Annotated in this window: 14 protein-coding genes, 1 pseudogene and 1 riboswitch; of the genes and pseudogenes, 7 read left to right on the forward strand and 8 right to left on the reverse strand. The window is 41.4% G+C overall.

Going from position 1 to position 17,780, the window contains the following annotated elements:
* Both VLZ86_RS11085 and VLZ86_RS11090 read right to left on the reverse strand, forming a co-directional pair.
* A partial coding sequence (locus tag VLZ86_RS11085; protein WP_325451351.1) for an ABC transporter permease occupies positions 1–2,476 on the reverse strand: 2,476 nt, incomplete at its 3' end.
* A 47-nt stretch (positions 2,477–2,523) separates the two neighbouring features.
* Positions 2,524–3,213, reverse strand: coding sequence for an ABC transporter ATP-binding protein (locus tag VLZ86_RS11090; RefSeq protein WP_325451294.1), 690 nt, complete (start codon positions 3,211–3,213; stop codon positions 2,524–2,526).
* A gap of 26 nt (positions 3,214–3,239) precedes the next feature.
* Between VLZ86_RS11090 and VLZ86_RS11095 the strand changes: the two genes are divergently transcribed.
* Positions 3,240–3,986 (forward strand): arylesterase, encoded by a 747-nt coding sequence (locus VLZ86_RS11095; RefSeq protein ID WP_325451296.1) that lies wholly within the window; start codon positions 3,240–3,242, stop codon positions 3,984–3,986.
* Positions 3,987–4,157: 171 nt separating this feature from the next.
* On the opposite strand, the gene VLZ86_RS11100 is transcribed toward VLZ86_RS11095, so the two are convergent.
* The 4 genes from VLZ86_RS11100 to VLZ86_RS11115 all read right to left on the reverse strand — a co-directional run bounded on the left by VLZ86_RS11100 (position 4,158) and on the right by VLZ86_RS11115 (position 9,188).
* A complete protein-coding gene (locus tag VLZ86_RS11100) occupies positions 4,158–5,564 on the reverse strand; it encodes an FAD-binding oxidoreductase (RefSeq protein WP_325451298.1) in 1,407 nt (468 codons plus the stop codon).
* A 27-nt stretch (positions 5,565–5,591) separates the two neighbouring features.
* A complete protein-coding gene (locus tag VLZ86_RS11105) occupies positions 5,592–5,966 on the reverse strand; it encodes a group 1 truncated hemoglobin (protein ID WP_325451300.1) in 375 nt (124 codons plus the stop codon).
* A 524-nt stretch (positions 5,967–6,490) separates the two neighbouring features.
* A complete protein-coding gene (locus VLZ86_RS11110; protein WP_325451302.1) occupies positions 6,491–7,681 on the reverse strand; it encodes an MFS transporter in 1,191 nt (396 codons plus the stop codon).
* Positions 7,682–8,099: 418 nt separating this feature from the next.
* Positions 8,100–9,188 carry a nickel-binding protein gene (locus tag VLZ86_RS11115; protein ID WP_325451304.1) on the reverse strand — a complete coding sequence of 363 codons (1,089 nt, stop codon included), beginning with the start codon at positions 9,186–9,188 and terminating at the stop codon, positions 8,100–8,102.
* A 176-nt stretch (positions 9,189–9,364) separates the two neighbouring features.
* On the opposite strand from VLZ86_RS11115, the gene VLZ86_RS11120 reads away from it, so the two are divergent.
* The 6 genes and pseudogenes from VLZ86_RS11120 to VLZ86_RS11145 form a co-directional block, all read left to right on the forward strand.
* Complete coding sequence (locus VLZ86_RS11120; RefSeq protein WP_325451306.1) at positions 9,365–9,925, forward strand: Crp/Fnr family transcriptional regulator; 561 nt, start codon at positions 9,365–9,367, stop codon at positions 9,923–9,925.
* Positions 9,926–10,231: 306 nt separating this feature from the next.
* A complete protein-coding gene (locus tag VLZ86_RS11125; RefSeq protein ID WP_325451308.1) occupies positions 10,232–11,605 on the forward strand; it encodes a TolC family protein in 1,374 nt (457 codons plus the stop codon).
* A 19-nt stretch (positions 11,606–11,624) separates the two neighbouring features.
* Positions 11,625–12,584, forward strand: coding sequence for an HlyD family secretion protein (locus tag VLZ86_RS11130; RefSeq protein WP_325451310.1), 960 nt, complete (start codon positions 11,625–11,627; stop codon positions 12,582–12,584).
* 3 nt (positions 12,585–12,587) lie between these two features.
* Positions 12,588–13,763, forward strand: coding sequence for an ABC transporter permease (locus VLZ86_RS11135; RefSeq protein ID WP_325451312.1), 1,176 nt, complete (start codon positions 12,588–12,590; stop codon positions 13,761–13,763).
* A gap of 366 nt (positions 13,764–14,129) precedes the next feature.
* Positions 14,130–14,819, forward strand: a complete 690-nt coding sequence (locus VLZ86_RS11140; protein WP_325451314.1) for a 2'-5' RNA ligase family protein — start codon at positions 14,130–14,132, stop codon at positions 14,817–14,819.
* Between the two features lie 252 nt (positions 14,820–15,071).
* Positions 15,072–15,169: riboswitch (SAM-I-IV-variant riboswitch) on the forward strand.
* A pseudogene (locus tag VLZ86_RS11145) lies at positions 15,164–15,418 on the forward strand (Na+/H+ antiporter NhaC family protein); the annotation flags it as partial. Its footprint overlaps the riboswitch before it by 6 nt.
* A 231-nt stretch (positions 15,419–15,649) precedes the next feature.
* On the opposite strand, the gene VLZ86_RS11150 reads toward VLZ86_RS11145, so the two are convergent.
* Complete coding sequence (locus VLZ86_RS11150) at positions 15,650–16,576, reverse strand: hypothetical protein (RefSeq protein ID WP_325451316.1); 927 nt, start codon at positions 16,574–16,576, stop codon at positions 15,650–15,652.
* A 186-nt stretch (positions 16,577–16,762) separates the two neighbouring features.
* Positions 16,763–17,650 carry a class I SAM-dependent methyltransferase gene (locus VLZ86_RS11155; RefSeq protein ID WP_325451318.1) on the reverse strand — a complete coding sequence of 296 codons (888 nt, stop codon included), beginning with the start codon at positions 17,648–17,650 and terminating at the stop codon, positions 16,763–16,765.
* Positions 17,651–17,780: the final 130 nt, after the last annotated feature.

The following is a 17,780-nucleotide window of genomic DNA, read 5'->3' on the forward strand; positions in this document are numbered from 1 at the left end:
CCTCCAACGGCGAACTTTTCAAAACCGTACGAATGTTGCTCAAGCCAATCGCCAATACCAAAAGCGTAATTCCCGGTAGAAAGACTACAAAAGGAATCATCGAGGGCGCAAAAGGTTCTTTAAACACGAACAAGGCCAAGCCCAAACTGCTCACCAAAGCCAATAGAATCCCGATCAAGCTTCCCAAAAGGCCTAAAAAGACATATTCAAAGGCCGAGATTTGTAAGATCTGTGAGTTTTTAGCCCCAAGGGTCCGGAGCAAGACACTTTCTTTAACCCGTTGGTACTTACTGGTCCTTACGGAGCCAATCAATACAATAATACCGGTAAGGATGCTGAAAAACGCCATAAAATTGATGACCCAGGATACTTTGTCCAAGATGTCTTCCACCAGCGTAAACACTTGGCGTAGATCAATAATGGACAGGTTAGGGAACTTGGACACGAGATCGCGCTGCAAGGCAGCAGAACTCGATTCGTCCTTCACAGAGGTGGTCAAAACGTTAAATTGGGGTGCATCTTCAAGAACGCCCGCAGGAAACACAACGGTAAAATTGATCTGCATTTGTGCCCAATCGACTTTCCGAATACTGCCCACGGTAGTTTCCATCGAAACGCCTTGCACATTAAATACAATTGTATCCCCAACGGTCACTTTGGCGTCATCGGAGAGGTTATCTGAAATGGAAATCACTACGGGATCTCCAGGGTTCAATCGCGGGATCCACTTGCCTTCCTGCAATTCTTCAGAATCGGTCAGTGTATCCCGATAGGTCGTCCTAAATTCATGGTTCAAGATCCACTTCCGCACTTGGCTAGTACTGTCTTGACGGATGTCGTTCACCAATCGGCCCTTGATGCTGTGCATGCGCATGGTCACCATCGGGATGTTGTTCACCACCTTTAAGTCCTTGGAAACAATGTTTTGGGCAACGGCCTCCCGCTGTTCAGTTTGAACATCCAAGATGATGATATTGGCATTCTCCGAGGTCTGTCCTACCTCTGTTTTCGCCAGTAAAATGTCCTTGGTAAAATATAAGGTGCTGATTAAAAACGTTCCCAAACCAATGGCTACCACCAAAACAACGGTTTGGTTGTTTGGTCGGAAGAGGTTGAGCAGACTTTGACGAGCTGTAAATCCCCAACTCTTTGGAAAAAACCGCTTAATGGTTTTGATAAAAAGGGTTGCGACCCCCGCCAAAATAGCGAAGGTGATGACCGTAGCGCCAACAAACATGACCGCGTATAGAACATCATGAATAAGCCACAGGGCGAATAAAAAGAGAAACACCAAGATGGCTGCAAAAACGACCACTCGAACAATTAATGGCTCCTGAACGGCTTGCTCGTCCACCCGCAACACTTCCAAGGGCGACACGTACCAGGTTCGAAGTAGCGGCAAGAGCGCAAATAAAACGGACATAAACAGCCCTAAAAACACCCCAATGATAATGGGCTGTGCTGAAATGGAAATTTCCAGCGTAAAGGGTAGGAAATCTTTTAAGAGATACGGAAAGAGGCCTTGTAACCCCACCCCAATCAGCGAACCAATTAGGCCGCCTACAATGCCAATACCCGCAATTTGGATCAGGAAAATCAGAAAACTCTGTAATCTGGACGCGCCCATACATTTTAAGACCGCAATGGCCCGTAGTTTTTCTTTGATATAGATATGCACAGAACTCGCGATGCCAATACAGCCCAAGAGCAAAGCGATAAACGCTGCCAAGTTCAGGAATTTACCCACGTTGTCATAGCGCTTGCCCAAACGTTGGGTGCTGCCTATGTGGGTCCTTAAATCGGCGTTCTCCGATTCGAGTCGTGGCTCTAACCGATCTTCAAGTTGCTTTAGGTTTAGGGTATCTGAAGTCTTATAAAAATACTGGTATTCCTTACGGCTGCCAAACTGTAATAATTTAGTTGCTTCAATAAAACGGTACGGAATGATGACCGGTGGTGCCACCGAAGTTGAAATGGCTGAGCTTCCCGGAATCGATTTTAAGGCGCCAGCTATGGGGATTGTGAGTTGGCCTATTTTGATGGAATCTCCAGGTTTCACATCAAATTGAAGCAATAATGTCGCATCAACCAAAGCACCACCTGAGGCTTGATAAGTGCCTGCTACAGAGGGTGGTTGCGTTTCAATTTTGCCGTAAAAAGGAAAGTCACCTTCCAGACCTCGCACCTGCACTAACTTGGTGCCACCATTCTTGGGAAAGGCAATCATGGATACAAAATTGACTTCTGAGGCATTAGGTTTTAAGGAGTCGATAATGGCTTGGGCACGCGCTGTGGGTTCTTGTTTTGAATTGATGATAAAATCGGCACCCATCAAGACTTTCGATTGGCTCTGGATATTATCTTTCAGGTTGGTGCTGAACAATTGTATGGACACTACTGCTGCAATTCCCAAAATAATCGAGGCCATAAATAAGAATAGCCTCACTTTGCTGGCTTTGGCATCGCGCCATGCCATTTTAAAAAGCCAAGAGGTTTGTAAGTTGGTTTTGAATGAAGTGTCGTTCACAGTACAGGAATCAATTGATTGGTTACTATTTTTCCGCCTTTAAGGCGTAGGATTTGCTGGGTGCGATTTGCTAATTCCAAGTCGTGGGTAATGATGACCAAGGTGGTGCCGTTCTCTTTATTAAGATCAAACAAAAGCTGAATCACCTTTTCGCCGGTTTCGGAATCTAAATTTCCAGTAGGCTCATCGGCAAATAAGATGGACGGCGAATTTGCAAAGGCGCGCGCCAAGGCCACCCGTTGCTGTTCCCCTCCAGAAAGTTGTGACGGATAATGATGCACCCGATCGCCTAAGCCTACTTTTTCCAATAGTACCCTACTCTTTTTGACCGCGTCTTTGTTGCCTTGTAATTCTAAGGGTACACTCACATTTTCAAGAGCCGTAAGCGTAGGCAATAATTGAAAATTCTGAAAAATAAAACCGACTTCCTTATTCCGTAATTGCGCCCGTTGGTCTTCATTTAAGCCATTCAAATCCTGTCCGCATAATTCCACACGTCCTGCATTGGGCTCATCCAATCCCGCGCACAAGCCGAGTAATGTGGTCTTCCCACTTCCCGAAGGACCCACAATGGAAAAGGTTTGGCCTTTATCAACATCAAAGGAGATGTCGTGCAAGACCGTTAATTGTTTGTTACCACTGGTATATGTCTTTTCCAACCCGGTAATCTTTAATATCTTTGGCATATAAATTTTAATTTAAATAGCGACTTATGTCCACGGCTCAAAATAAACAAATGCATTCAATTCTACCAACCGGAATGTCCCACAAACTCATAAAGTTTTGTTATTTTATTCTGCCACTACTGCTCTTGTCATGCGGCGATACTAAAACAGAAAAAACTCCTGAAAACAAAAATGCTACAGAGCATGCCGAAGACCCTGTAGCCAAAGACACTAAAAACAAAACGATTTTGTGTTTTGGCGATAGCATCACCGCTGGCTATGGATTGGATGATAGTAATGATGCTTATCCTGCCCTATTGCAGCAAAAGATTGATGCTTTAGATTTGAATTATACGGTGATCAATTCGGGCGTCAGTGGCGAAACGACGGCTGGCGGAAGAAGCCGAATTGATTGGGTGATCAAGCAAAAGGTGGATCTTTTTTTATTGGAACTTGGTGCCAACGATGGTTTACGCGGTGTGGCCTTGTCTGAAACCCGTGCAAATTTGCAAGCCATCATTGATGTGGTCAAGGAAAAAAGCCCCGACACCACCATCATTCTGGCTGGGATGGAATTGCCTCCAAATATGGGAAAGGAGTACACTACGGAGTTCCGTCAACTTTACGCCGACCTCGCCGAAAAGAATAACTTAGAGTTTATTCCTTTTATTTTGAAAGATGTTGGTGGCATTGCGGAGCTCAATCAAGGGGACGGGATTCACCCCAATGTGGAAGGCCATAAGATACTGGCGGATACGGTTTGGGAGACTCTGTATCCTTTGGTAACTCATTAATAATACGTGTTTAAGATGTGCTAATCTGAATTGTTAATTTAGCTTTTGGAGATGGCGCATTGTTGGGAGAAAACACCAACCATGGCGAATTACTTTAGGTTTTATTTTCTACCTTGACTTGGTTGGAAGCATGGATTTGAACAGCATTTGGTTGGCCTCCATCACGACGGATTATCCAACTCCAACTTGTTGCTTCACCCTTATATTTTGATTTACCCTAAACAAGTTGTTAGGATCATACTTGCCCTTAATCTTTACCAGTCTATCATAGTTGTGTTTATAACTGGCCTTAACCCGGTCCTCCCCTTCATCCATCATGAAATTTGAATATGCACCGCCGGCAGAATATGGGTGTAAGGCATCATAATACGACTTGCACCAGTCGGTAATCTTATCCGCATTTTTAGGATCAGGATCAACACCTACATAAACTCCGGCGTATTTGGCATCTCTATAAGCCCAAGGCGTTTCTGTTGCACCTACCCTGCTCGCCGCCCCTGTAATAGGATAAAGGTGCATTTGAGATAGAGACGTTGGAATGTTTGAACCAAACTTTAAGTGCTGGGTGGTGACCTCTGGACTTAATTCGTTGAAAAAATCAGCCCTCCAGTACCACTGTAAACCTGGGGGCAATAAGCCATCAAATAAGGTTTGTATGGCTGGATATGGCATCTCGCCAACATGGGCAAAAACAGGTTCAAGATCTAATACGGACTTAAAGAGTTTGTCAAATTTATCAGGATCTCCAACATAGCACCATACAATACCGCAGAATTTCTTGTTGTGCAAGGATTCTGGAAAGGGCGGTCCTGGAATAATCATCGTGGCAATAAAGCCGTTAAAATCTTCTGGCGCTTTTTGAATGAAATTATCGTACCAAGCCATGATTTCTTCCACCTTTTCAATTGGCCATAAAGTTGGCCCTCCAATCACCGTTTTGACTGGGTGCGCTTGGAATGTAAAGGAGGTTACTACGCCAAAATTGCTACCGCCACCTCGAATGGCCCAAAACAAATCGGTGTTTTCTATGGCATTTACGGTCACAAAACTGCCATCTGCCAAGACCAGGTTGGCTTCCAATAAATTGTCAATCGTCAACCCATACTTTCTTGTTAAATACCCTATCCCGCCGCCGAGGGTCAATCCACCAACACCAGTAGTTGAAATCATTCCTGAGGGGATGGCCAAACCAAATTCATGGGTCACCTGATCCACTTCATTCCAAATGTTGCCACCGCCAACTTTTACTGTACTATTGGATGGGTTGACGTCAACTTGTTTAATTCCTGACAAATCAATGACCAAGCCGTCATTGCATATCCCCAAGCCTCCACCATTATGGCCGCCACCTCTTATGGCAACTAAAAGGTTGTTTTCTCTTCCAAAATTTACAGCCGCTATAACATCGTCAGCGTTTTGGCACATAGCGAATAGTCCGGGACGTTTATCGATCATGCCATTGTACATTTTACGCGTGTCGTTATAATCTTTATCGGTTGGTAGGATAATCCGACCTTTTAATTTTGATTCAAAGGATCTGATGCTGTTGGGAGCAATATCTTCTAAAGTATTTTTCATAATATTAGATTTTAAGAGTTAACCATTTTATTTCGAAATAATCATTCCTTTTAAAGACCATAAAATGGCTAATACGTCTTTTTTGGATTCTTCAGAAATGTTATTTTTATCTAAGGCAAGAAAGATATCGTCCATAGCATGCATATACTCGCTAGGGCTGACATTCATTCCCGTGTGTGCAGTGACCATATCTCTACCTGAGTAATTTGCCGGTCCGCCACTTCCCATAGTAAAAAATTCGACGGTGTGTTTTTTAATGAGGGCCAAGCGTTCAGGTTGGTCTTTATATGGCAGGAAACGTGCGTTTATCGCTGGATTTGCCATATGGGCAGCCACAGTATCATCAACTAGTGATGAAATTCCTGCTATGCCTCCTAATCGTTCAAAAAGTGTTGTGGTCATGATCTTATATGTATTAGATTAATATTCTGATATGGATGATCTCCGCAAGGCTTTAATTTCAACGAGTCCTCAGCGAAAACGCCTTTTTAATCAATGAGATAGAATAGTCCTAAGAGCGCTCCTTGATACCTTTGAGGTTAGGTTGCCAATGCTCTGGATTGGGGATGGATTACAGAGTTGTATGCCGTCCCAAACTTTTCCTCGGGGATGAAATAACCGTACTTTAATTTATTTAGATGGCGGATTTTACGCTGAATAAGCACTCCCACAGGTTTTAAGCTTTAGGTGATTTAAATCAAATTTAGTAGAGAATTACTTGATTCAACTCCACATTTAGGCCAAATAAATACACTTTTAGACCAATACCGCAGTATTGTCCAATTACTTGTCAACCAATTATGGATTTCTTATTAGGAAAGTTAGAATGTAGATTACACGATTTTGCCCACAGAATTTCTTAACTGAATCTGCACTGCATATACTGCATAGTGAGGCTTTCAAAAGGGTTTTAAAAAAGCTTCGGCTTATATCTTTCTGTCTTTCCCCGCATCAATGCCCATAAAGAGTTTGAGAATGGCTATCGCCACCAATAAAATCAAGGCGTAATTCCAAATCTGGGTCATATCGTAAATTGCACCGGCAATAAAGGGACCGGTGGCTGCAATAAAATAACCGATGGATTGCACAATTCCAGAAAGTTCAGCGGCGGTTTCCGCATCCTTAGATCGTAAAACGATCAGCAATAAAGCCAATCCAAAGGTGCCCCCAAGGACCATTCCAATAAGACCCACCCAGAGCTCAACCATTCCTAATCCTGGAATCAACAAGCCGATCAAGGCCATCACTTCAATAATAATCAACGATACAATAACCAAACGTTGATCTTTTCTTGAACCGGCCCAAACAGGAATCACAATGGCGCCAATAATTCCGGTGGCTTGTGATAGGGAAAGCATCCAACCGGCGTAGGTCGCATCATAACCTCTATCGATAAGCAGGGCTGGCAACCAAGCTAAAATCACATAAAACGCAAAAGACTGGAGCCCCATATATAGGGCCAATTTCCAAACTAACTTCGAACCACTCAATTTCTTCATGGCTTCTTTAAACCCTCTACTGGGCGTCGTGCGCGTAAGGCGTTTGATGTTTGGAATCCAAATGATCAAAGCCACTACAGCCAAAGCTGCCCAAACGGCCAATGAACCACGCCAACCTAAATTTAGTTCCATAGCCAAAGGAACACTCAATCCTGCAGCAATGGCAGCACCAAGTGACATGATGCCGGAATACAGACTGGTCACAAATCCGGCTTTGTGTGGAAAGTTTCTTTTAATTAGTGCAGGGATCAATACATTACCAAAAGCAATGGCGATCCCCAATAAAATAGTGCCTAAATACAAGGCAAAGATCCCACCCGCAGAACGAATGAGGATTCCTGCCGTGAGCAAGATCAACGCCCCTACAAGCGTGTTCCCAATGCCATAACGCTTGGTGAACAATGGGGTGATGGTGGATACAAAACCAAACGCAATTAAAGGTAAGGTGGTGAGCAATCCCAACAAGGTATCGGAAAGTCCCACATCCTGGCGAATCATGTCGATTAATGGGCCAATACTAGAGAGTGCTGGTCTTAGGTTGATGGCAACAAATAAAACACCCACCAGCAAGAGCGTTCGTGAGGCTTTGTTCAATCCGTTTTTATCTGGTGTTTCCATAAATATTAAAAATCAGGGACGTCTTTTACACGTCCTTCAAGAGTTTTATTGGCATTGGCTCTGTACTAATTATACCTATAATTTTCAAATACCAAACCTAAGTTTAAAAAAGCCAACTAATTAACTAAAGCATTGCATCCTTTGGACGCGACTGTTTTTAATTCAAGAGCTGAGAATAGATGAAAATTGATATAAAGCGAAATGCTCACAAAAAGACAGCAAAATTAGTCTTTTGTGCTGAGAAGTTGGAATGGATTTGATTGTTTATTCCAGATCGGCATGAAGTGTATAGGCTATGTTAAAACTAGAAAGAGAACAAATTATGAAGCGTCCTGACTGACAGAAGTTTGTGTCTGTATGAAATTGTTTAAACCAGAAGCTTTTTATAGCCGTAAAATTGAATGGTGCTATGAGGAGTTCAATGATGTAAATTAGAAGGCAGGATCTTATATTTTTTATGAAAACATTTGGAGAAGTATGCCGGACTGCTAAATCCGGTTTGATAAGCAATTTCAGACACATTATGACTTTGTTTTTCAAGCAGTTCTAGAGCTTTGTTCAGCCTAAAATCTCTTAAAAATACATTTGGAGATTTCCCAACCAAATTCATCATGGTGCGATAGAGTTTCGATTTACTGTACCCTAGATTTTCTTCAAAATCAGTCACATTAATTGCTGGATTGGACCATATGTTTTCAGTATAGGCAATTAATTGCGACATAAAATCCTCATCGCTGCTATCCAGGACATGGATAGTCTTGTTTGTAGAGATGGGTGTATTTTGATTTTCTCCTTCATAGAGATCTTTAATGATGGTGGTAATGGAAAAATCGCCTTTAACAATATCACTTAAATAATCGGAGGTTTTTATGGTGTCCTCAAAAATACCTTCTTTATCAGTTATCGGAATCCCAGCGCTGATTCCGATCTTAAATTCTAAATTTGGAGTAATGACGTGGTCCTGCGCTTCTTGAATTTTTATCCCACAATGAATGGCGTCGCTAACCGACGCAAATGAGATGAGAAAGGTATTGGCTTCCTGCTTCACTACCCTTCCGTGATGTTCTGAGACCAAACCATTGATGGTGGATGTATAGCCTCTAATTGCTGCCTTTGAAGCATGGTCGAGGGACAGCCTCAAGCTTTTGTTTTTCAGTTTAACGATCATAATACTTCTAAAAGCAGGATCATTAATAATATTAAGCCTTGTGTTCTTAGATTTTTCAGGATCTTCTATCCGGCCTAAAAATGATTCGACGATGGTATCATTAACTTCAATAATCCGTGTTGGAATGGCGCCGTGAGCATGTTCGTGAAGGTCCTTAAGCGCTTGCTTGTTGGGAGCATCAATGAGGCAAAAAGCTGTTTTTCTTTTTTCATCACACCAATAGGTCAGCCCGCGGCAATTAAATTTGTGTTCAATAGCTAAGTCGGCTTGATGCATTTCTGCCACATGTGCTGCGGTAATGCCTTCTGGAAGGTCATGCAAGTCTAAATATAGTGGCATCTCATTGATTTTGAATGTAATGTACGGTTTTTATTTTAAAATATCTAGGGAATAACTGGGTTATATCGCTTAGTTTTTTCAATTTTTAACGGTATTATTTGAGTGTTTAGGTGGTCCATTCGCCATTGTATTTTACTTATCTTGCACAATAATTCAGCAGGTTTACACTAATAAATATGAGCATCACCGAATTTCTAAGTACTATAGTTCCCTTTACAGATGACGAGTTGAAAGACATCGCCTCTCATTTCAACAAAGAAACGGTACTGAAAAATCAAACTCTGGTAAGACAAGGTGAGATTTGTAACTCATTATATTTTGTTGAAAAAGGCATGGGCCGAAGCTATTACCTCAATGAAAATGGTAAGGACATCACCCAATGGTTTTTTGGAGTTGGAAAGTTCATGTCCAGTGTGGACAGCTTTTTTCAACAAACGCCAAGTATATACTATTTGGAAGTGTTGCAGGATGCGACCCTCTACAGTATTTCCAAGGAAGATATGGATCGGTTGTTTGCTAAATATCACAAGATGGAAAAGATGGGCCGACTCGTCACCATTGAGATGCTTACAAAAATGGTCAATAAACTCAATGCCATCCAATTCCAAACCGCCAAAGAACGTTACGACTATATGCTCGCAGAATTTCCAGATATTGCCTATCAAGTGCCGTTGGGACATATTGCTTCATATTTGGGAATGACCCAAGAAACCTTGAGCAGGATCCGAAAAGGATGATTGTATTTTAGACATAGATTTACTCCAATCCTCTCTGTGGCACAACTATTAGTTCCCGCAGATTTCACAGATAGACGCAGAACGCTAATAAATTCAAATGCTCTTTGTGGAACTCTCTGTAACACTATTATGTCCCGCAGATATACGCAGAATCCTAAACCCATTCTACCCTAAAACAGTCGATATTCCTTTCTATCCAACTAATTCCTATTCCCCCACTCCGCTCTACTCACTTTTTGACCTATGTCAAAGGAATTATTTCAAATTATTCTCAACTTTGCATTATATTTATAAAAACCATTAACAATGAACCTCAACCAAGCCATCTTAAAGATGTTCCTGAGCATTATCGCGATCGCGTTGCCCTCGATTATTACGGCACAGCAATTGGATCCGGTGCTGCAGGACTTGATTCAAAAAGGGCTCAACAAGAGCCATCAGCTCAATTCCAATCGCATTGACGCCGAGCAAGCGCAAGTAGACCAGCGATTGGCCAAATCGGTATTCTTACCCAAAATCACCCTCAATGGAAGCTTTGTACGCTTGGACGATGATCTTACTTTAGATGAAAACACCCAAAATCTATTGATGGCCACCCAACAACTGGTCATAAAAGAAGCCGTGGGATTACCGTTCAATTCTCCTTTTCCCGCTTATATCCCATTGGAAGCGATTCCAAACCTTCAAAATAAGAACATATTAAAATCGTCCGTCGATTTGGATTGGGTGTTGTTTAGCGGATTTGAAGCCAGTAATGCCCTCAAGGCAAGTCAACATAAAGAATCGTCCTTGAATTATGTGGGCCTGGCGGAGAAAGATAAGATTGCGTTACAAATTATAGAAGCGTATGATAAGTTGGCGCTGGTAAAGGCTTCCAAGAACGTATTGATTACGTCAGAAAAGTATTTGAACGAACAAATATTTTATGTCACCAAAGCCATTGAGAATGGGTTGGCGACACCTTTAAGTAGAAAGAAAATTGAGCTTGCCCAACAGCAATTGGCTTCCAAACAATTGGAGTTTGATCACAACAATATTTTGCTAATTGAGGTTTTGCATCAACTCACTGGAGAAACCCGAGACAATTTGAGGCTTCTGGAGCCTCAGTTACAGGCCTTCTCAACCGCAGAAACGGCAACTATAGAAAAACGGAACGAAGTGAAAGCCTTAGAAGAAGCTGAGAAAGCCACCCTTTATCAAGCAAAAATGGCGAAAAGCAATTTCATTCCGAAAATCGCCGTCAAAGGACATTATGAGTTTATTGAGGACGATTTATCGCTGTTGGATCCTAAGTGGTTTATTGGGGCAGGCATCAAGTGGAATGTCTTTGATGGCAACCAATCGCGATTGAAAAGCAAACAAGCCACTTTAGAAAGTGAGAAATATAGAGATAAAATAGAAGAAGCCGAAGAAATGATTGCGTTGAGCATCACCAAAGCGGAATTACGCCATCAGGCTGCATTGCAGAATACACGAATTGTTCAAAAGGAAATTGAATTGGCCAACGACACCTATGAAATGGTGGATAAACAATACCGAAACAATCTGGCCTCTATCAATGATGTGCTGGATGCTTTGAATGATGTAGAAAAAGCCAATTTCAAATTACAGGAATCTTATTTTAACGAACGTCGTGCCGTTGCTGAAATGCTTCATGCCAAAGGTATCCTCTCTTACTAACACTACAAAACATCAAAAAATGAAACTATATACACCTCTTGCCATCAGCCTCTTTGCAGTACTCACTTTAAACTCCTGCAAAAATGACAAAATTACCCCTAATCGAGGGAAAGTGAAATTTGAAACCATTTCAGTAAGCAGTAAAATTGCCGGACGGATTGAGAAGATATACGTCCAAGAAGGACAACAAGTCAAAAAAGGCGATACCCTTGCCTTGGTGAACATTCCTGAGGTGAATGCTAAAATGATGCAAGCCGAAGGTGCGATTGCCGCGGCACAAGGCCAACTGAATTTAGCATTTAACGGCGCGACCACTGAACAACTCAACCAGATTGAAGGTCAGTTAAATTCGGGCAAGGCACAACTGGATTTTGCGCAGGAATCCTATAACCGATTAAAAAACATGTATGAGGATTCCTTGGTGAGCCAACAGCAATTTGACGAAGTCAAGATGAAACTTCAAATGGCTAAGGCACAAGTGGATGCCTTACAGGCCAAACGTGATGAAGTAAAAAAGGGTGCGCGTTCTGAACAAATAGAACAGGCCAAAGGACAATTAGACCGTGCCATAGGTGCCAAGGAAGAAGTCTTATCCGCTTCTGATGAACAGTACGTTGTGGCTCCGGCGGATATGTCCATTGAAACCATAAGTTTGGAAGAAGGTGAATTGCTGACTCCCGGTTATGCCTTGTTCAACGGTTACAAAACAGACGGTCTCTATTTCCGATTCACCATTCCTGAATCAAGGATCTACGATTTTAAGGTTGGAAAAGAACTCACTTTGGTCAATCCTTACACCAATGAAGAAACCAGTGCTAAAATTGTCGCCATCAAACAATTGGCCCAATATGCGGATATTACAAGTACAGCACCTTTATATGAGTTGTCAGAATCCATTTATGAATTGAAAGTGGTTCCAACTTCAAACACGGGCGATCAAAAGTTTTATACCAACGCCACCATTCTTATAAAACAATAACCAATGAAAACTTTTAAGAACTTACTTAAAGAAGAATTCAAACGTATTTTCTCAAATGGCGTGTTGATGGCCATCTTCTTTGGTGCGCCCATTGGTTATGGTATTGTGTTTGGGTATGTGTACCAACAGGCAAAAGTTATCGATTTACCAATTGTTATCGTAGATCAGGATCAAAGTCCCACTACCGACATGATCATTGATGCCTTTGTAGACAATGAAGGGTTATTGGTCAAGGATGTGCGACTCACGCCAGGAAATCTACTTGATGAAATGCCCATTGAACAATATGCTGCGGTCATCACGCTACCTGTGGGTTTTGAGAGCGACGTCCTGCAAAAACGACATCCAGAAATCCGCGTGGATCTCAATATGGCCAATATCCTAAACGCCAACACCGCAAGTAACAATATTAATATGGTGCTGATGACCTTAAATGCGGGCATGGAAATAGAGGGCCTGAAAAAACAGGGGATGCATCCTGATCAGGCTAAGGCATCCTACGAGACGTTTAAGATCAACTTCAATAAGCTCTATAACTCTGCCGGCAACTATGTCAACTTTATGCTACCGGGCATCTTGGCGGCCATTATGCAACAAATCATCTTTTTGGCCATGGCTTTGGCCTTTTCCAAGGATTTTGAAGACGGTTATTTTGCCACTCTGGTGCAAAAGAAGAAATCGGCCTTATATCTCATTGTGTTGAAAGCAACACCATTCTTGATCATGTTACCATTTATTTGGTTGGTCGTAGCGTCGTATTTTCCTTATTTCAAAATCACCGCAGATATATTCAATTTCCCAATGATGGTCTTGACTATACTATTGACCTTAGCATCAATGTTTATTGGCATGTTGTTTTCAGTTGCCATTCCAAGCCAATTAAAAGCCACCGAATTATTGATGGTCATCTCTACCCCTGCGTTTATCTTAAGTGGATTTACCTGGCCAACAGAGGCGATTCCTGGATGGATTACGGGCGTGGCGCAATTCATTCCGGTGACCCAGTTCTTGAGCGGCTTTAGAAGAATTGCCTTTTATGGTGGCGATCTAGCATCCATCGCCTCCGAGATCAAAATATTATCAGCAATCATTGTTGTTGCTTTTGTAGCGATGGTGTTACTGCTTCAGTTTAAAGTGAATAAAGAGGCAAAACAGCAACGTGTGGTTGTGGAGGCCTAATGGATTCGTGAAATACATAGTTTCTAATTTAAAGACCACATAAATCTGTAATAATCCGTGCAACCCGCATGAGCGCACGGGCAGGTTCGTGTCCAAAAAATCGAGACTGCATGCCTTCTACATTCGTGAAATGAATGTTTTCATTTAGTTCGTTTTCTCTAGACAAATGGATTTGCGACAATCCGTGTAACCCGCCTGAACGGACGGGCAGGTTCGTGTCTAAAAACGTAGAACTGGAAGCCTTCCAACTTCATGAAATGAATGGTTTTATCCAGAGTCATACTTTTCCAAATGAATTCATTCCCAGCTGAAAATTCTTTACTAAATTCCCGACTTCTAAATTCCATAATTACTATAGCCCATAAAATGAATAAAAACTTCCTAATCATAACACTGTTAGCGATCAGTCTTATCAGTTCATGTGCCCAAAAACCAGAAGAGACACTAGCCATTGGGGTGTTGCTCACAGTTCCGGAGTCAGTTTATCAGCAATCCATTCAGCTAAATCGTGCCATACTTGAAAACCATCCTGATAATATCACTCTAGACAGCCAACATATCCCACACATCACTTTACTGCATGGTTATGTACTGAAAAGTGATCTTTCAGAAATTAAACAGGTATTAGACGAATTCTATAAAACTGTTGAACCTGACAGTCTTTGGGCTGATGAGCTCCAATATTCGAAAGATAAAACCGAGAGTTTCGCTTCCATCGGCATTAAAAGAAGTCCGCCACTCATGGCACTCCACGAAAACGTCATTGCTCTTTTAGAACCCTATATCCTTCCCGAAGGTTCTCAGAAAGCCTATGTGCAAAATGTAGATGGCACGCCCATAGATGAATTCACCCTAGCCTACGTACCCAAGTTTGTCAGCGCCCATAGCTATGACAACTATAATCCACACATCAGCTTGGGCGTTGCTGAAACTGCGCTATTAGACAGTTTGACGCAGCATCATTTTCGATCAATAAAGTTCAAAGCAAAAGCCCTTGGCATTTACCAATTGGGTGCTTTTGGTACGGCTCAAAAACGCATTTGGGAATCGGAATAGGGTATTAAGAAGCATACGCGATTAACACTATTTTCATCATAGTACGATGGTTTCTGATTCAGACACCACATAAATCCGTGATAATCCGTGTAATTTATATCTAAAAAACGCAAAATTGAAAGCCTTCCAACTTCGAGAAATGAATTGTTTCTATTTCTTCCGTTTTCATCAGACGAATGGATTTGTGATAATTCGTACATTTCGTGTCTAAAACCTTTAGGTTTAACCCTAGTAAACCTCTATTTTTGCACACTGAATTATCAAGAATCTCAAATAAGAGGTAGCAACCTGCAATAACGAGCAAGGTGCTAAAGCGATAAGCCAAATACTTTGGAAAAAACGCTATGACTGCCATTAAGCCCAATTTTAAAGCTTTATTACCTTTTTTCGTTTTTATCATCACTTTTTTAAGGGTGGGGATAGTTCAGGAAGATTTCTATGCCCTCCCCGCTCCCATTGCTGTAATTGCAGGTATAGTTGTGGCATTCCTTTTGTTTAAACAGCCTATAAACACCAAGATCCAAACACTTTTAAAAGGTTGTGGTGATCCTAAAATCCTCACCATGTGTTTGATCTATCTCCTCGCGGGCGCTTTTGCCGCAGCGGGAAGTTAAAAGCTAAGGCTATTCTTATGGAAAGGGTAGTTTACCAATGGTGCGATAGTCTTTGAGCGCTAAACACAGACTTTCACTACACACTGAAAGTTTGTTCCATTCGTGCTATAGAAAGATCTGGGATTATTACGCTTGTTGCTGAAAATGAATCTCTGATAATTTATGTTTGAAAAATACCAGACTTTTTCTAACGTTTCATGAAATTTGAAGATAAACTTAATCCAACATAATGACTTCAGTTTCCAATACCCATCTCCCACCTACTTGAGTGCTGCGTGTTACGGTAATTTTATTACGTCCCGATTTCTTAAAAACGTCAATCAGTTTGAGGTTTTTATGTACGGCAGTATTAATCACAATAGGATCCGTAAGTAACGCCCCATTGGTAGCATCAAAGACATAAAGGGTCTTGGACGTGGGTTTGATATCCCAAAACCCAATCTCATCGGCCCCATCGCTGTTCAGGTCCTTAAGATTTTCCAACTGCGATTGGTAGGCACCTTCAACGGTGATGTTTTCTAAATCCGGACTACTAAAAACAATCACGCTACGGCATCCGTCTTTGCATTTCACCTCATTGTTTGCAGAAGATACGATCTCCGGTGAAATCACTGTCGCATAGTCTGAGAGCCCATCGCCATCAAAATCGCCAAATAATTGTCTGGTATTGGCCAGGATGCGAATATTTTCGCGCGCCTTAGGAAAAATAGGCGCATCAAGATCCCTAATATTCTCGGCAATGCCTTCTCTTAGAATTCTGAAAACACCATTTTTCATGGTTACTGAAAGAAACGATTCGTAATCTGCTTCTATGCCATCATAGCTCACATGTTTGGTAAAGGTTACTAAATAGCTCCCGGCCTCTTTGGTGATGATCAGTTCGTCGTTTAAAATGCTTTGTGTATAGTCTGGAAATTGTTCAAACAGCAAAGTCTTATCTTGTTGCACTTGCACCCTACTGCGCTGTTTGCCGTAATAGTTTACAACGTCCATATAGTCCCGTGCCAAATATGCCGAAGTGAGTTGCGTATGGGCGTCGTTCCATTGTTCTACAAATTTACGCACTGCTTTCTCGTCTTTGGAGTTGACCTCATTACACCCAAATAGCAGGACAATAAACAGGCAGGACATAAAATATTTCATAAATCTAATGGGGTTTAGCTTAAATAAGGAACGCTAAAGATACATGATTTTTTTTTGACTTTAAGAGTTCAAAATGGATCTAAAACTGAGATTTTATGGTGGGCTTTTTTAAAACATATCGGTTGAAAGTAATTTTGAACGGAGGAATTCGCCCATCTTAGCGCATCTTTTTAATATTTTTCCTGCTCAATACTTAGGTGCGGCAATGGGATGGAAAGTCTGCTCTTTTTCTACGAGATTACATTTTTTAAGCAGATAAAAGTTTTCGTTGAGAATCTCTTCCTTGTTTTGGCGAATGGTATTCCCGTAGGTTTTGGACAGGCTAAAGTAATCTTGGTGGTCAAGCAGTTGATAAGCTGGCCGAGATTGGTAAAAGCCATCTGCAATGGTTTGGTAATCGCTGGCTTTTGTTTTAGAAACTATCTGGTTGAGAAAGTTCAGCAGTTTTTTATATGCTACAGTGTCCTTAAGGGTATCTTGGAAAGACACACTTCCAATAAAATCGCCCGGCTGCTGAATGGCATTAAAAAAGTCGAACAAATGATCGGTCTCCTCCCTGTCCAAAAAAAACAACACCCCTTCAATGAGAATAAAGCACGGTTTATTGTTTTTAATAGAAGATATTTGAGATAATAGCGCCTGCTTATCATCTTCACTAAAATCCACGGCAATAAAGTGAAGGTTCCGTTTTGGGAGTGTCTTGGTTTTTTGCCAGTTTTCAATCGTTGACTTTTTATAATCGATGATTTCTGGTTTGTCAATTTCTATATGGATCAATCCTTCATCCAAAAGAAATGGATACATACTAAAACCGCATCCAAAGTTGATCAAGACCTCTATCTCATTATCCTCAACCAGTTTATTGATCGTATCAAGAAAATATCTGTTTCTTAAACAATGGGTATTGATTTCTTCAGAAGACACCTGCTCAAGATATTTTTTGATCCAAATATCTGATTTAGGGTGGCGCCAGAGTTTTGCATAATAGTCTTGGCTCAAATCCTCGTTTAAGGAACGGAGCGTTGAGGTCAAAAACGCGGTTTCATGTATTTCTATGTTTTTTTGCTGATCCATTCTTTTTCCATAAAGATGAGACTTTTAACCCTAATTAAAGTAAGGTTGAGAATTCTCCTTGACAACCAACAATCTCAAGTCGGTTAAATTTAGAAAATGTTAGGCATTAATTAACAGAAGCTTAAGATAA

The organism is Gelidibacter sp., assembly GCF_035515035.1.
Lineage (GTDB): Bacteria > Bacteroidota > Bacteroidia > Flavobacteriales > Flavobacteriaceae > Gelidibacter.

What these genes read in the sequence shown, in the direction of transcription:
- VLZ86_RS11095 (WP_325451296.1), top strand. Translation starts at nt 3,240, where the DNA reads ATGTCCACGGCTCAAAATAAACAAATGCATTCAATTCTACCAACCGGA.
- VLZ86_RS11100 (WP_325451298.1), bottom strand. Translation starts at nt 5,564, where the DNA reads ATGAAAAATACTTTAGAAGATATTGCTCCCAACAGCATCAGATCCTTT.
- VLZ86_RS11090 (WP_325451294.1), bottom strand. Translation starts at nt 3,213, where the DNA reads ATGCCAAAGATATTAAAGATTACCGGGTTGGAAAAGACATATACCAGT.
- VLZ86_RS11110 (WP_325451302.1), bottom strand. Translation starts at nt 7,681, where the DNA reads ATGGAAACACCAGATAAAAACGGATTGAACAAAGCCTCACGAACGCTC.
- VLZ86_RS11155 (WP_325451318.1), bottom strand. Translation starts at nt 17,650, where the DNA reads ATGGATCAGCAAAAAAACATAGAAATACATGAAACCGCGTTTTTGACC.
- VLZ86_RS11135 (WP_325451312.1), top strand. Translation starts at nt 12,588, where the DNA reads ATGAAAACTTTTAAGAACTTACTTAAAGAAGAATTCAAACGTATTTTC.
- VLZ86_RS11130 (WP_325451310.1), top strand. Translation starts at nt 11,625, where the DNA reads ATGAAACTATATACACCTCTTGCCATCAGCCTCTTTGCAGTACTCACT.
- VLZ86_RS11120 (WP_325451306.1), top strand. Translation starts at nt 9,365, where the DNA reads ATGAGCATCACCGAATTTCTAAGTACTATAGTTCCCTTTACAGATGAC.
- VLZ86_RS11105 (WP_325451300.1), bottom strand. Translation starts at nt 5,966, where the DNA reads ATGACCACAACACTTTTTGAACGATTAGGAGGCATAGCAGGAATTTCA.
- VLZ86_RS11150 (WP_325451316.1), bottom strand. Translation starts at nt 16,576, where the DNA reads ATGAAATATTTTATGTCCTGCCTGTTTATTGTCCTGCTATTTGGGTGT.
- VLZ86_RS11125 (WP_325451308.1), top strand. Translation starts at nt 10,232, where the DNA reads ATGAACCTCAACCAAGCCATCTTAAAGATGTTCCTGAGCATTATCGCG.
- VLZ86_RS11140 (WP_325451314.1), top strand. Translation starts at nt 14,130, where the DNA reads ATGAATAAAAACTTCCTAATCATAACACTGTTAGCGATCAGTCTTATC.
- VLZ86_RS11115 (WP_325451304.1), bottom strand. Translation starts at nt 9,188, where the DNA reads ATGCCACTATATTTAGACTTGCATGACCTTCCAGAAGGCATTACCGCA.